Origin of the sequence: Vreelandella sulfidaeris (assembly GCF_042429665.1) — a bacterium.
Taxonomy (GTDB): Bacteria; Pseudomonadota; Gammaproteobacteria; order Pseudomonadales; family Halomonadaceae; genus Vreelandella.
Map to the genome: position 1 here is coordinate 17,680 of NZ_JBHMAC010000014.1, position 14,543 is coordinate 32,222.

The window sequence follows — 14,543 nt, forward strand, 5'->3', positions numbered from 1 at the left end:
GGTCAGGAGGAGGGTTTACTATCATCGCGGTTATCACTTCCATCCTCAGGCTGCTCCGTCTCGCTCGCCTCGTCAGCCTGGCCGGGCTGATTCAGGGTTTTCTGCCAAAAGCGCATGTTCTCCTCGGCCAGCTCGCGCATGAACTCTAAAGGCGTATTGCGCATTGCCTGCTTCCACTGGCTTTGCAACCGTTTTTGCTGCTCAAGCATCAGTTGCGTGCCCTGCTCAAGATAACGCGACAGCGGCAGTGGAGAGGTCATGTCATAAACACGAATTAATTGCGCCAGCAGATCGTTAGAAAAAACTTCCGCCTCACTGTCGGCTTGTTCCTGCTCAATAATGATAGAAAGCAGAATAGTGCGCGTCAGGTCTTCTCCACTCTTGGCATCTTCAACCCGAAATGGCTCTTCTTCGATGATTAAATGACGCAGGTCTTCCAGCGTTACATAGCGACTTTGCTGCGTATCATACAACCTGCGATTGGCATATTTGCGAATCACGCGCACGATGCATCTCCTTAAACACGATAGGGGCTTTTGCCCCCGTTACTGGTATTGTGCCTGCACCACGCGCCCATGCAAGCCACCTTGCTATATTAGATAAGCGCACTGAGCCTGTTCTGTGACTAATAGACCTTGATATGAATCTGATTCTACTCGATCCGAATGACCTCACCGACGATGGTCATATCTGCATTACCGATCCACGCCGACTCACCCATTTACGTGACGTTCATCGCTCGGCCCCAGGCGACCTTCTCACCGTGGGCGTGACCAACGGTGCCATGGGCAAGGCGATGCTAAAAGACATCACCTCCGAGCGCGCTTATTTTAAACTGGAAAGCCTTGATGAGGCGCCTCCTCCGCCGCTACCGGTGCATTTGGTACTAGCCCTTCCCCGCCCCAGGATGCTGGCGCGTACGTTGGAGCACGTCACCGCACTGGGTGTAAAAGAGATAACGCTGTTACATACCAAACGGGTCGAAAAGAGCTACTGGCAATCGCCCGAGCTACGGGCCGATAAAATTCATCAACACTTGGTACTAGGGTTAGAGCAAGCGCGCGATACTCAGCTACCGACGGTAACGCTAAGTAAAGGGTTTCGCCCTTTTCTTGACCAACAGCTGCCGGATTTGCTGAGCCAACGTCGCGGATTGGTCGCCCACCCTGGCATGCCCAACCCCTGCCCGCGCGATATTGCCGTCCCTACCTTGCTGTTAGTAGGTCCAGAGGGAGGCTTCATCCCATGGGAAGTTGATCAACTGCTTGCGGCAGGCTGCGAAGGAATGCATCTTGGTCCGCGCATTTTACGCGTGGAAACAGCCGTGACTGCGCTACTGTCACGGCTGTTTTAAGCGTGGATTAAGACTGGTTATCTTCGGGGTCATTGGGAACAACGTCTGCGTTTTTCCCACAATCAGGCGTTTGTAAAAACGTCTCTCGCACATCCAATAAGCCTAGATGGCTAATGGTGCGACGACCTAATAACAACGGGTAGTTCATCTCTTCGCGATCGCGCAGACTGAACTGCTCTTCGTAGATGGTATTACCCATACAGACTTCCAGCAGTACCACCGGGCGCTCGTCACGCCCTCCTGCCCCACGCACGGCTAGCTCACGATAAAGGGGACGCTCTATTTGATCGCTAAACACTTCTCCGCTGGCCTGATCTTCAAGCTTCAGCCGAAAACGCACCCACTCTTCATCATCCTGCTCAAACATCTCAATATCACGAGCATCCAGCGAAGAGGTTAATGCACCGCTATCGAGTTTGGCTTTAACTTCGATATTCCATGGTTCAAGCGTTGCTTTTTCAACCCATCCAAATACATCTTTATCATCAGCCAAAACAATTGGGGTCGACAGTAACGCACCTATTACTACCATACCGCTCAATAAACGTTTGCCCTTCAATTGCATTACATCATCCTTGGTGAAATCAAAAAGTAACCGATCAACGCTTGTTAGTCGGAACGCTTACGTAACTGCTCAAGTAACGCCTGAGTTGCAAAACCGTCGGGGGTCAAGCCCTGGTCGCGCTGAAAATTTCTTAGCCCTTGTCGCGTATTGGGGCCCATCACACCATCAGCACCGCCGACCGAATAACCCGCTCGATTTAGCTCCCGCTGAAGCGCTTGGATATCATCCCGGGTGAGCGCGGCTTGATCGCGAGGCCAAGCATGCTGAATCCCCTCTCGTCCCGCAATCGCATCACCCAGTGTCGCCACCGCCAAGGCATAACTGGTGGCATTGTTGTAACGCAGAATTGCGCGGAAATTGGCACCGACTATAAAAGCGGGCCCATTAGCCCCTGCCGGGACCACAATGGCGGCGCTATCAAACGACGGCAACTCACCCTGCTGGGCTTGCACACCTTGACGGCTCCATTCAGCGCTGCTGCGTCGCTCGGTCTGCGCATAATCAAAACCTTCGGGCAAGCGCACCTCGACACCCCAAGGTTGACCCGGTTGCCATCCTGCCTGGTTAAGATAGTTAGCGGTGGATGCCATCACATCAGGGATGCTGCCCCAAATGTCGCGCCGACCATCACCATCACCGTCCACCGCATAGGCTTCAAAGCTGCTGGGAATAAACTGAGTGTGACCCATGGCGCCAGCCCACGAACCTTTCATTTGATCGGCGGCAATATCGCCCTCATCAATAATACGCAGTGCAGCAAGCAGCTCACCACGGGCAAAGTCGCGGCGCCGACCATCGTAAGCCAGCGTGGCAAGGGACTCCAGGGTTGAAAAATCACCAAAGTTACTGCCGTAATTACTCTCGATACCCCAGATAGCAACGATAATTTCAGCCGGCACACCAAAGCGTTGCTGCATTTCTAATGCCGTTTGGCGATGCTCAGCGAGTGTTTCCCGTCCGGTGCTGATACGCGTGGAGGAAACAGCGGTATCCAGATATTCCCAAATAGATCGAACAAATTCAGGTTGGTAACGATCGAGTTCAATGACACGCTCGCGATAGCGAACGCCATCCAGGGCATTACTTAACGTTGCTTCGCTAATACCCTGGCCCGCCGCATATTGGCGAAAATCACCCAGCCATTGTTGAAAGCTAGCGGTGCTGACATCCTTAGCCGCGCGTGAGTCCACTTCGGACATTAGCTGAGGGTTAGCCAGCGCGACACTTCCCACAAGAGGAGAGCTAAGCGCTGCGAATAATGACGCACAGAGTAAAAAGCGGCGACGCCGCCCAGCAGAGTAAGTAAAAGACATTAGTGTATCCTCAGGCAGTCCTTGGCATGCCGGGGATGATGGCCTAGAAATATCCTGGTTACCAGTCTTCTCAATTAGTTCGAGTACGACATTTACTTTGCAGCGCTGATCTTTTTGTGCGGCTCGCCGGTGTGGTCTGCTTTATCTAACGGAATCAGCCACCGTTCCCACTGCTCGGGTTCAACGCAAGGGGCCGTAAATGTCATCGGCGCTGCACGCCACGGCTGGTGACGCTCTAACCCCGTCGGCAGCTTTTCAAGCTTGGTTAACCAGTGCGCAACATAGAGTCCCCGCGGATCGTAATGACCTGCCTGCTTTAACACATTGAAGTAGCGATCCTGGCGCGGGTCGCGGCCCACGCCTGAAATATAGCGCCAGTTTCCCCAGTTACTGGCCACGTCATAATCGATGAGACAGTGTTCAAACCACAACGCCCCCAAGCGCCAATCAACGTTTAAATCTTTGACCAAAAAACTAGCCACATTTTGCCGAGCCCGGTTAGAGAGCCACCCGGTAAGGCGCAGTTCAGTCATCGCTGCATCAATAAACGGTAACCCAGTGGCAGCGTTACGCCACGCATCGAATGCCGAACATGGCGTAACGGGCTGGCGAGAACCAAACATCTCAGCGCCCTCTTGTTGGGCAACCTTGATAAAGTACTCTCGCCAAAGTAGCTCAAACGTAATCCAGTAGCTCGACTCTGTGCTGCCGTTTTCAGCCTCCCACGCCTTCACCGCATCGTTCACTTGACGAGCCGAGAGACAGCCAGAGGCAAGCCAGGGTGAAACTCGGGTAGAAAAATTGGCACCGAGCAGACTGTTGCGCGTTTTTTTGTATGACTCGCCTCCCCGTTGACGCCACAAATACTCATGCAGACGTGCGTGCCCTGCAGTCTCTCCCCCTTTATAGGCAAAGCTTTGTCGTCTATCAGGTTGCCAGCGGGCGCTTTGTTCGCATACCGCTTTTAGAGGAGGAAACCCTCTTGGTGCGTCTGGCCAGGCAGGCAGCGTTACCGGGGCGCTTCGTGCGGCGGGAATGATGCATGTTTCTTCAACGCTACGCCTAAAGGCAGAAAAACTGCCAGGCAGCGCCTCTCGCGCAAACGGTAAGGCGTGCGCGTCGAAGAGCTGTCCACTCTCCATGCAATCAAGCATGGTGTCAGGAGGGAGTGCGCTTGCCACCTGCTGAATATGCGCCCGTTCATCAACCCCTGCATGGTTAGCAACCCGCACTTGCCGTGCATTAAGTGAACACGCAAGTTCAATGACGACATCACTTGGCTTGCCAATACGAACCAGTAAGTCACTACCGCGTTGTAACAGTTCACCACGCAACTCCATTAGGCTCTGCCACAAAAAGATTAGCCGTGCGGGCCCCATGCGTGGAGTCGACTCCCCTTCAAGGAAAGGCTCAAACCACTGCTCGTCAACGACATAAAGACACAACAGATAAGTAGGCGGAAACGCAAAGTGTAAAAGGGGATTATCAGCAACGCGCAGGTCATTCTGCAGCCAAACAATATCAGTCGTGCTATTCATGCTCACTCCTCCTAGGGGTGCGGTGATGCTCAGCACCGTCCTGCTAAGGACGTTGGCGACTAAGGTCTTTTAGCGACAGGGCGTTAGGAGTCTCGAGCCAACCGCTTCGCATCACGACGACAGCGCTCACTGCAGTAGCGAACCTCGTTCCACCCATTTCTTTCGCCAAGTAAAAAACCGTAGGCATTGCTCACACTTCTTGTGTGGCAGGTGTTGTTTGCGTCGCATAGCCATGTTGGATCACATCTTGACGTCACACTCAATAAAACATGAACACATTATCACTCTGCGTATAACTTCTGTACACAATAATTTGACTGGCGATATTTAATAACCACCGGGCCAATAACACGGCTGATAACCGCCAGATATGAAAAAGCCACCCGTAGGTGGCTAGTGATGAGCAAAGAGCGTTAATCAGGATCGCTTTCCCGCGGCTGTCGCTTGGCGTTTTCCTGGGTTTCCCGGCCACTCTTCAATGCATGGGTTAAAGGGTCGTAATTAGGGCGCAACTCATCCTTTACCGTGCCACTCCATAGCTTGGAGCCTACAAAGTACCCTGCACGGCCAATAACGTGGGCTGCCACGGGTGCGGTCATCAGGATAAACACAATGATCGCAAACGAACGCGCCACAATACCGACTTCAGCAAAGTGCATGGCCGTTGCCAGCATGACTAAAATGACGCCTAGTGCAGCGGCTTTGGTGGTGGCATGCATACGCGTCAATAGATCAGGTAAACGCAGCAGGCCTACCGAGGCAAGCAGCATAAATAACGCGCTGCCTATCAGTAGCGTGCCCTTTATGAAATCAATCATCTCGCGGGCCTCCTCTTTCCAAAAAGCGCGCAAAGGCAATTGCCGCCAAGAACCCCATCAAAGCGATGACGATGGCGGCATCCAGAAAACTAGCAACGTCAGACTTGATCGCGTAAACCCCGACTAACCCCACCACAATGGTAGAAAACAACTCCAGTGCTACAACACGGTCAGGCAGACTAGGGCCACGCACAACACGTACAAAGGTGAGCATGAGCGCCAGACTCATGATCGTCTGGCTGATGAGAATAACGGTATCCATTAGCGAAACAGCTCCAGGGCCCGGTGCTCCATCTCTTTTAAGTTGCGCCGCAGCTCCTCTTCGTTATCGAGAAACATTGCATGGATATACAAGACTTTGCGGTCATCAGACACATCCAGGCTTAACGTGCCGGGTGTTAACGATATCAAATTAGCCACCATGGTAATTTCTATCTCGGTACGGGCGGACAGCGGCATGGCGATAACCCCAGGCTTCATGTGCCATGGCGGCGTTACGATATCGAAAGCAACGCGTAAGTTGGCTTGAATTAACTCTTTCACAAAGAAACCGATAAAGGCGATAAACCGCGGGATACGGGCGGGGTAGCCTTTCAGGGAGTCGAGCTGAGGCTCAATCAACACCAGTGTGATATAGCCAAATATCAAGCCAACAAGCAGATTTAATCCGGTAAAGTCACCGCTTAACAATACCCACGCGAGCCCTAACAGCAGGTTCCAAATGGCACCGGTCATGGCACTTCCTCCTCGGCACCCGCCTCGCGGTCTTCTTCTACCACTGCAGACGTTTCCAGTAAGGCGTCATCGGCACTCGCCGAGGCTCCCAGTACAGCTTCGATATAGCCGGTAGGCTCAAACAGCTGGTCACCAATGCCGGTCATTACCCACATGATCGGCTCTGCAAAAACCCCAATAAGCAGTGACGAAAGTGCCAAGACCATGACCGGCAAATACATCATCCATAGACTGGGCTTTAACAACCGTCCATCGTCTCCCACTGGCGTCGCGGTTTCCGGCACGACATTATCGTCGGGCAGCGATTTCCAAAAAACTTCATTCCAAATTTTTACCATGGAATAAAGCGTCATCAGCCCCACCGCCAAGGCGATACCGGTAGCTACGTAGGCCTCAACCTCTAACCCCGCACGCACAATAACAAACTTGGCAAAGAAGCCTGACAGCGGAGGTACCCCCGCCAATGAAAAAGCAGACAGGAAAAATGCGACCGCAAGCCAAGGCCGCTCACGATATAACCCACCCATTTTTTTAAGTTGATAAGTCCCTTGCAACCGATGGGTAATACCGCTAATTAAGAAAAGATTGGTCTTTACTACCATATTGTGCACGATCGCGAAGACACCACCGGCAATCGCCAGAGGCGTGTATAGCGCCAAGCCTAAGATCATATAGCCAATTTGGCTGACAATATGAAACGACAGAATGCGTCTGAATTCGTACTGGGCGGCCGCACCTAACACCCCTGTGACCATTGTGAACACGGCTCCCCACAGGATAATGTCCTGAAGGTAACCCATGGTTTGATCGAAGATTAAGGTAAAAACACGGAACATCGCATAAACGCCCACTTTGGTAAGCAGACCGGCAAACAAAGCCGACACGGCGACAGGAGGCGTGTGGTAAGAGGCAGGCAACCAAAAGAACAACGGAAAAGCGGCAGCTTTGATACCAAAAGCCACCAGGAACATAATGGCCAACACTTCGACCATCCCCGCATGCTCCGCTTGCTCCATGCGCTGTGCAATGTCCGCCATGTTGAGCGTACCGACCATCCCGTAAAGTAGCCCCACCGCCGTCAAAAAGATGACCGATGCCAACAGGTTCAAGGTGACGTACTTAATGGCCCCTTCCATTTGGGCGCGCTCGCCACCCAAAATAAGCAGCGCAAACGAGGCCACCAGCATTACCTCAAACCATACGTAGAGGTTAAAAATATCGCCGGTCAAAAACGCGCCCATCACCCCCGCCAGCAATAAGTGCATTAAGGGATAATAACCAAACTTCTCATGGCCACGACCCGTTGTTGCTAGCGAATAGATCCCCATCGCCAAACCGATGATCGCCGTCATTAGCACCATCACAGCACTTAGCAGGTCAGCAATTAAGGTAATGCCAAAGGGAGCAGGCCAACTGCCCATCTGCATGGTCACATAGCCGTCTGATAAGGTGGCGACAAACAGCCATAGGCTCACCAGCAGTAGCGCCGCATTACCAACGACCGCTACAAAACGCTGCATTGGACGAGAACGCCAAAACAATAAAGAAATCGCCCCTGATAATAAGGGCAGCAGGACGGGCAGCGCGACTTCAGGCCTCACGTGTCGGTATCCTTCATTTTATCAAGGTCATCGGCCTTCACCACTTCGTAAGCACGACGGATCAATACCACCGCAAAGGCAAGCACCCCAAAGGCAATCACAATAGCGGTGAGGACCACTGCCTGGGGCAAAGGGTCAGCAACACCGCTTGGCGGCTGCATCATGCCCTCGGCAATCAGCGGCGGAGCGCCCCGTGTCATACCTGCCGTGGTAAAAATCAACAAATTGGCGGCGTTAGAGAGCAACATCAAGCCAATCACTAGTTTGACAATAGAGCGACGCAACATCATAAAAATGGCGGTCGCATACAGTAGGCCGATGGCCAGTGCCATTAAGGGTTCCATGCCAAGCCTCCCGTCGTTAACTTAGGGTTCATCCTTATCGACCTCCATAAGCGTCATCACCATGCCGGTGACGGCTCCCAGCACGGCAAAATACACACCAATATCAAAAATTAGTGGAGTGGATGCCTTGAAATCGATAACGGGAATCGTCCACCACTGGGCGGTCAAAAATGGCTGATCCATAAACCAGGCGGGAACTACTGAGATCATTCCCAGCAGCAGACCGATGCCGATCAAATCACGCGGATCAACCATGCGCAGAACCTGCTTGGTCGCGCTAACGCCAAAGGCGAACAAATAGAGCGTAAACGCCCCTGCTGCCACTAGACCGGCAATAAATCCACCGCCGGGTTCGTCGTGCCCCCTCAGTAGCAGAAAGACTGAAAAGAGCAGTTGCAAGGGCATTAAAAAGCGCGCGGCTGTATTTAAAATAATTGTGCCTGACTTAACCATTATTAGGCTCCTTAGGCGCCAGCTGATCGCTTTCCTTATTTTTACCCGGGCTACTCTCTTCGGCCGGCACTTCACCATGCCGCAGCTTCAGCATGGCGATAACGCCAATCGCCGCGAGCGCCAGCACGAACATTTCACCCAAGGTATCTAATGCTCTGTAATCCACCAAAATGACGTTAACGATATTACGACCGTGAGCGAGTGGCGCACTGTTCTCCACCATATAGGTAGAAATAGGCTCAAACTGCTGAATGCTCCATGAGGTCATAATCAGCAAGCAGATCAAAATGCCCATCATGGCGGCCACTAAGCCATCGCGTATACGTTCAAGGCTGGTGGATAGATTTGAAAAACGGGGCAACCGGAACAGCACCAACACCAGTAAGATAACCGTCAAGGTTTCCACCAGCAGCTGCGTAATCGCTAGGTCGGGCGCACTGAATAAAATAAAAATCAATGCAATTGAAAAGCCCATTAAGCCGACAGACACCACGGCCCCCAGGCGTGATCGAGTCGTCGTTGCGAATAACGCCCCCATCACCATGGTTCCCGCGACAACGACTTCATGAAAACGAACATCTAGGTCAAAGGCCAGCACGGGTGAGTGGCGCAGCAATATTGAATTACCAATCAGCACGATAAGCGTTGTCAGCATTACCAGAATGTAGTTCCGCATATAGCCATTCTGCAGCAGCCGTGTTTGCCATTCAGCAACGTGAACAATGCCATTCATCATGCTTTCATATCCCGCCTCAGGGCCATGACGCATGACAGGTGCTAAAACAGCCAGTTTGGCACGCGCGCGGTCCCAAAACTTAAATAATATAAACCCTAAACCCACCCCTATAATGGACATCACTAACGCGACATTGAACCCGTACCAAAGCGATAGCGACACCTCAATGGCTTGGCCCGAGATAGCCGTAGCGGCTGACGTGAGCAACGCATTGGCGCCTAGCGTGGCAGGCATCAGTCCTAATAGTAACGACCCCAGCGCGAGCAACGAAGGACCTACCAACATGCTGGGTGGCGCTTCATGTGGCACAAGCGGGGTATGAAGGCGTTTTCCATAAAAGGGCCGTAGCGCGATAATAAATGCCACCGCAATCGTTAAAACGGAAGCCGCGAAGGTGAACACTACCAGCAGGGGTTGAAAACGTCCGGCGCCCAGCACCGACTCAAGCAACAGTTCTTTACCGATAAAACCAACGAGCGGTGGCACACCGGCAAGAGACAGCGCAGCGACCAGCGCGATAGTAGCGGTGTAGGGCATCACTGAGCGCAGCCCACCCATATGGGTGACATCCTTCGTGCCGGTTTCATGATCAAGAATGCCCGCAACCATAAATAGCGCGCCTTTATACAACGAGTGCGCCAACAGAAAAGTAACAAACGCGGTCATGGCATATTCACTGCCAATCCCTAACAGCATCGTCAACGTACCCAGCGCCATAATGGTCGAGTAGGCGAGCAGTTTTTTGATGTGGGTATGATGAATCGCCAAGAAGGCGCCGACGAGCATGGTGGTCGCCCCGACCACCGACAGAATGCCAATCCATAACGCCGTGCCCCCTAGTTCCGGGTGCAAGCGTGCCAAGAGATAGATGCCCGCTTTTACCATGGTGGCAGAGTGCAGGTAGGCCGAGACTGGCGTCGGCGCAGCCATGGCATTGGGTAACCAGAAATGGAACGGGAACTGCGCTGACTTTGTAAACGCCCCCAGCAAAAGACAAATCAACATTGGCGTGTAGAGGGCGTGTTCGCGTAAATCGGCTTCCTGATTCAGGATGTCTGCCAATGACCAGCTACCGCTCGCCATGCCCAGTAACACTAACCCCGCCATTAATGCCAACCCACCGGCCACGGTGACGAATAGCCCCTGCCGCGCGGATTTACGCGCATTGATATCAGCGTGATTAAAACCAATCAATAAATAAGAGGTAATGCTGGTCAGTTCCCAAAAGACAAACAGCGTAAGAAGACCGTCGGCCAGCACAAGACCCAGCATCGCTACCATAAAGGCGACTAAGGCGAGATGGAAACGGGCGATATCTGGATGATCTTTTAGATATCCGCCGGCATACACCAGCACACAAGCCCCCATCACCGTGATCAACAAACCAAAGAGAAGTGACAAGCCATCCAGCAAAAATGTCAGGCTGATGCCTAAGGAAGGCACCCACTGCCATGTGAGCAGCAGGCTGCCATGCTCAATAACGTCGGGAATTTGAAACGCAAGCCAAGCGGCGAGCCCTGCCGGAAACAGCGCCAATACCAGGCTGGTACGCTGACCAAGCCAGCGGTTGAGTAACGGCGAAAACGCCGCCAGCACAAAGCCCATTAACACGCATAGTTGTATCAAGCGAAACCTCCTTAATAACGAAAGGCTCACCATTAAAACAGTGGCTAAAGCCTAGGCATCGTGCCTGGTCACTGGCATCCCAGCGTTGAAATAATGTGATTCGAAAGCGGTATACCTTATAACAGGATGTTATGACTGACCAGTTAAACCCGAAATGAAAACAGCCACTCGGCGATAATACACGCTTGAGTGGCTGTTATTCGATCAACACTAACAAAGCACTTGTTAACGCTTAAACACTCGATAACCACCCGGCCAATTCATTATTAATGACCTGTAATAAAGCTTCAATGTGATCATCACGATCATTCAAGCAAGGAATATAACTGAACGTTTCGCCCCCTGCTTCCATAAAGCTGTCACGAATCTCTTCTTCAATTTCTTCAAGTGTTTCGACACAGTCAGATGAAAAGGCAGGCGACATTATCGCAATATGTTTATGTCCCTGCTCAGCAAGCTCCGCCACATGTTTGACGGTTTGCGGACCCACCCATTTTTCGGGACCAAACTGTGATTGAAAAGCGGTATCGACTTCTTCTTTACTAAAGCCAAGTTTCTCGCGCAAAAGCCGCGTGGTTTTCTGGCATTGGCAATGATAGGGGTCCCCTTCCATCAAATAGCGCTCGGGAACACCATGGTAGCTGGTGACCAGCTTGGTGGGCCGAGTCGGCAAGCCCTCGTAGGCTTCCTGTACCGAATTCGCCAATGCCTGGATGTAAGCGGGTTGATCAAAATAGGCAGGTACCGTGCGAATGTAAGGCTGCCACTTCATCTTCATTAACGTGCGAAAGGCATGATCATTGGCGGTTGCAGTCGTTGGAGAACCGTATTGCGGGTAAAGCGGGAAAAATACAATACGCTCACAGCCCTTCTCTTTTAAACGCGTCAGCACGCTTTCCGTTGAGGGATTGCCGTAGCGCATACAGAAATCCACTTCGACATCATCGCCATAAAGTGCCTTCAAGCGTGCGGTCATTTTTTCAGTTTGAGCGCGAGTTGTGGTGAGTAGCGGACTTTCATTTTTCTCGTTATTCCAGATACTCCGATACGCCTTGCCTGACGAAAACGGTCGCTTGGTCAAAATAATCAGCTGTAGCAATGGCTGCCATTTCCATCCGGCATAGTCGACCACGCGCTTGTCGGAAAGAAATTCATTTAAGTAACGACGCATTGACCAATAGTCAGTGGCATCCGGGGTCCCCAGGTTTGCCAACACCACGCCCACCTTCGCACGCGGAACCGGCGGGTGATTGCTGGGTGCATGGGCTAAGCGGCCCTCGCCCGGTTGATCCTTGACGACATTCTCGGTCATTACACTTGCTCCTGGAAAATAACGATGTCATTCAATGCATCTCACAATTTAATGAAATGCTAACACTTTTCTGCAAAACGGCGGCATAAAGTTATACTATCGACATCATTTGTATAACTACAGTTGTATAACTACAGGCCAATGTATGTCTAAGCCCCTGCTACTCGTTCTCGGCGACCAGCTCACCATGTCGCTAGCAACGCTCAAAGACGCGCCGGAGACGTCGATAGTGGCCCTGTGCGAAGTGGCCGATGAGGCATGTTACGTCCCCCATCATATACATAAAATTGGTTTGTTTTTGGCAGCCATGCGTCACTTTGCCCAGGCCCTCCGTGAGAAAGGCTTTCAAGTACACTACAGCGCTCTGGATGATGCCGATAACACCCACACTCTCATTGATGAGGCTGAGCGCATCGCCCACCTCAATGGCTGCGATGAAATATGGGTGACGCGACCAGGGGAATGGAGACTGTGGGAGGCGATGCAAAAGCGCGCTCATCGAAGACTTCCCTGGCGGCTAATGGAAGATCATCGCTTTTTTACGACGCCAGATGATTTCAGCCAGTGGGCGAAAGGCCGCAAGCAGCTTCGGCTTGAGTATTTTTATCGTGAACAGCGTAAGCGTACCGGGTACTTGATGGAAGGCGACGAGCCCGTTGGCGGCAAATGGAACTTTGACCACGACAATCGCCAATCTATCAACGCCGCACTGGATTTTCCCGAACTTCCTCAACATCGCCAGGATGCACTCACCCAAGCAGCGCTAGACGATGCCAAACGCCATTTTGGCGATCACATGGGGTCGCTGGATAATTTCAATTTGCCCGTTACCCGACGACAGGCGCTAGTGGATCTAGACCATTTTATAGACCATGGGCTGGCTGATTTTGGCCGCTATCAGGATGCGATCAGCGATTCTGCGCCCTACCTGTATCACTCGCGGCTTTCAGCCGCGATGAACATTGGCTTGCTGTCGCCCCATGAAGTCTGCGAAGCCGCGGAACAGCGTTACTACGAAGGCGACGTACCCATTAACGCCGTAGAAGGGTTTATCCGCCAGATTCTCGGCTGGCGTGAGTATGTGCGCGGGCTCTACTGGACACAGATGCCCAGCTATAAAGGCGCTAATCAGTTAGATTTTAAGCGTGATCTGCCAGCGTTTTACTGGAATGCGGATACCGACATGCGCTGTCTTCAACGTGCCATTCAGATGACCATCGACAACAGCTACGCCCACCATATTCAGCGGCTGATGGTGACGGGTAACTTCGCTCTATTGTGCGGGGTTAAGCCCGAGGCGCTATGCGACTGGTACTTGGCGGTGTATGCCGATGCCAGTGAGTGGGTTGAGCTGCCCAACACACTAGGGATGGTGCTTCACGCTGACGGCGGGCTAATGGGGTCTAAACCTTACTGCGCCTCAGGCAAATATATCGACAAAATGTCGGATCATTGCCAACACTGTCGCTACTCACCAAAGCAGGTTACCGGGCCTAAGGCCTGTCCTTTCAACAGCCTTTATTGGCATTTCCTTGAAACCCACGCCGAACAGCTTAATAAAAATCCGCGTATGAAGCTGATTTACGGTTCATTAAACCGAATGGCCGACGACAAGCGTGACGCTATTCGCCAACAGGCGGAACAGTTTCTAAATCAACTGAATACATCGCCTGGCTATGGGCAACTTCATCATACTGCTGGCTATCATTCGAAGGAGTCGTCATGAATCGCTACTCACCCTTGCGTGCTTCACCCCCTGTCACGCTATTTCACGACGGTCACTGCCCTTTTTGTCAGCAGGAAGTGGCGTGGCTCGAAAAACATCGCCACCGGGAAAATATCGCGCTTGTGGATATTCAGGCTAACGACTTTAGCGCCCATGCACATGGAAAAGACTTTAATGCGATGATGGGGCAGTTACACCTGCAAGATAGTCAAGGGAGATGGTTCGTTGGCATGGATGCCAGCCGTGCCCTTTATGCAGTGCTGGGCTATCGGCGGCTGGTAAGAATATCGTGCTTGCCCGGTATGCACGGCTTAATGAATGCCGGTTACCGGTTTTTTGCCCGTCGCCGAATCCGGCTTGGGCGGTGGTGGGAAAAGCGTCAGGCTAAACGTTGATGGTTAAGAATAGCATTAGGGTTTGTA

At 52.2% G+C, this 14,543-nt stretch carries 16 protein-coding genes; 3 read left to right on the forward strand and 13 right to left on the reverse strand.

Annotated elements, in window-relative coordinates; all coding sequences use genetic code 11:
• Nucleotides 1-2 precede the first annotated feature (2 nt).
• Nucleotides 3-506, reverse strand: coding sequence for a polyhydroxyalkanoate synthesis repressor PhaR (phaR, locus tag ACFFLD_RS17965; RefSeq protein WP_386042892.1), 504 nt, complete (start codon nucleotides 504-506; stop codon nucleotides 3-5).
• A 134-nt stretch (nucleotides 507-640) separates the two neighbouring features.
• Here phaR and ACFFLD_RS17970 point away from each other — a divergent pair, with 134 nt between their 5' ends.
• On the forward strand, nucleotides 641-1,354 hold the full coding sequence (locus ACFFLD_RS17970; RefSeq protein ID WP_386042893.1) for a 16S rRNA (uracil(1498)-N(3))-methyltransferase: 714 nt from the start codon (nucleotides 641-643) through the stop codon (nucleotides 1,352-1,354).
• 7 nt (nucleotides 1,355-1,361) lie between these two features.
• On the opposite strand, the gene rloA3 is transcribed toward ACFFLD_RS17970, so the two are convergent.
• The 12 genes from rloA3 to hemH form a co-directional block, all read right to left on the reverse strand.
• Nucleotides 1,362-1,919, reverse strand: coding sequence for a retropepsin-like aspartic peptidase RloA3 (rloA3, locus tag ACFFLD_RS17975; RefSeq protein WP_386042894.1), 558 nt, complete (start codon nucleotides 1,917-1,919; stop codon nucleotides 1,362-1,364).
• A 44-nt stretch (nucleotides 1,920-1,963) separates the two neighbouring features.
• On the reverse strand, nucleotides 1,964-3,232 hold the full coding sequence (locus ACFFLD_RS17980) for a lytic murein transglycosylase (protein ID WP_386042895.1): 1,269 nt from the start codon (nucleotides 3,230-3,232) through the stop codon (nucleotides 1,964-1,966).
• Nucleotides 3,233-3,324: 92 nt separating this feature from the next.
• On the reverse strand, nucleotides 3,325-4,770 hold the full coding sequence (locus tag ACFFLD_RS17985) for a DASH family cryptochrome (protein ID WP_386042896.1): 1,446 nt from the start codon (nucleotides 4,768-4,770) through the stop codon (nucleotides 3,325-3,327).
• Between the two features lie 126 nt (nucleotides 4,771-4,896).
• On the reverse strand, nucleotides 4,897-5,004 hold the full coding sequence (locus tag ACFFLD_RS17990; protein WP_386042897.1) for a DUF2256 domain-containing protein: 108 nt from the start codon (nucleotides 5,002-5,004) through the stop codon (nucleotides 4,897-4,899).
• A 179-nt stretch (nucleotides 5,005-5,183) separates the two neighbouring features.
• Nucleotides 5,184-5,588, reverse strand: coding sequence for a monovalent cation/H(+) antiporter subunit G (gene mnhG / locus ACFFLD_RS17995; RefSeq protein WP_386042898.1), 405 nt, complete (start codon nucleotides 5,586-5,588; stop codon nucleotides 5,184-5,186).
• Nucleotides 5,581-5,850, reverse strand: coding sequence for a monovalent cation/H+ antiporter complex subunit F (locus ACFFLD_RS18000; protein WP_386042899.1), 270 nt, complete (start codon nucleotides 5,848-5,850; stop codon nucleotides 5,581-5,583). Before ACFFLD_RS18000 ends, mnhG begins: the two co-directional genes overlap by 8 nt.
• Nucleotides 5,850-6,323, reverse strand: coding sequence for a Na+/H+ antiporter subunit E (locus ACFFLD_RS18005; protein WP_386042900.1), 474 nt, complete (start codon nucleotides 6,321-6,323; stop codon nucleotides 5,850-5,852). The genes ACFFLD_RS18000 and ACFFLD_RS18005 overlap by 1 nt, the downstream gene beginning before the upstream one ends.
• Complete coding sequence (locus ACFFLD_RS18010; protein ID WP_386042901.1) at nucleotides 6,320-7,924, reverse strand: Na+/H+ antiporter subunit D; 1,605 nt, start codon at nucleotides 7,922-7,924, stop codon at nucleotides 6,320-6,322. The genes ACFFLD_RS18005 and ACFFLD_RS18010 overlap by 4 nt, the downstream gene beginning before the upstream one ends.
• Nucleotides 7,921-8,268, reverse strand: a complete 348-nt coding sequence (locus ACFFLD_RS18015) for a Na+/H+ antiporter subunit C (RefSeq protein ID WP_113270045.1) — start codon at nucleotides 8,266-8,268, stop codon at nucleotides 7,921-7,923. Before ACFFLD_RS18015 ends, ACFFLD_RS18010 begins: the two co-directional genes overlap by 4 nt.
• 21 nt (nucleotides 8,269-8,289) lie before the next feature.
• Complete coding sequence (locus tag ACFFLD_RS18020) at nucleotides 8,290-8,721, reverse strand: Na+/H+ antiporter subunit B (RefSeq protein WP_386042902.1); 432 nt, start codon at nucleotides 8,719-8,721, stop codon at nucleotides 8,290-8,292.
• Nucleotides 8,714-11,080, reverse strand: a complete 2,367-nt coding sequence (locus ACFFLD_RS18025; protein ID WP_386042993.1) for a putative monovalent cation/H+ antiporter subunit A — start codon at nucleotides 11,078-11,080, stop codon at nucleotides 8,714-8,716. The genes ACFFLD_RS18020 and ACFFLD_RS18025 overlap by 8 nt, the downstream gene beginning before the upstream one ends.
• Nucleotides 11,081-11,315: 235 nt before the next feature.
• Nucleotides 11,316-12,395 carry a ferrochelatase gene (hemH, locus tag ACFFLD_RS18030; protein ID WP_386042903.1) on the reverse strand — a complete coding sequence of 360 codons (1,080 nt, stop codon included), beginning with the start codon at nucleotides 12,393-12,395 and terminating at the stop codon, nucleotides 11,316-11,318.
• A 145-nt stretch (nucleotides 12,396-12,540) separates the two neighbouring features.
• Here hemH and ACFFLD_RS18035 point away from each other — a divergent pair, with 145 nt between their 5' ends.
• Both ACFFLD_RS18035 and ACFFLD_RS18040 read left to right on the forward strand, forming a co-directional pair.
• A complete protein-coding gene (locus ACFFLD_RS18035; RefSeq protein ID WP_386042904.1) occupies nucleotides 12,541-14,121 on the forward strand; it encodes a cryptochrome/photolyase family protein in 1,581 nt (526 codons plus the stop codon).
• On the forward strand, nucleotides 14,118-14,516 hold the full coding sequence (locus ACFFLD_RS18040; protein WP_386042905.1) for a thiol-disulfide oxidoreductase DCC family protein: 399 nt from the start codon (nucleotides 14,118-14,120) through the stop codon (nucleotides 14,514-14,516). The genes ACFFLD_RS18035 and ACFFLD_RS18040 overlap by 4 nt, the downstream gene beginning before the upstream one ends.
• Nucleotides 14,517-14,543: the final 27 nt, after the last annotated feature.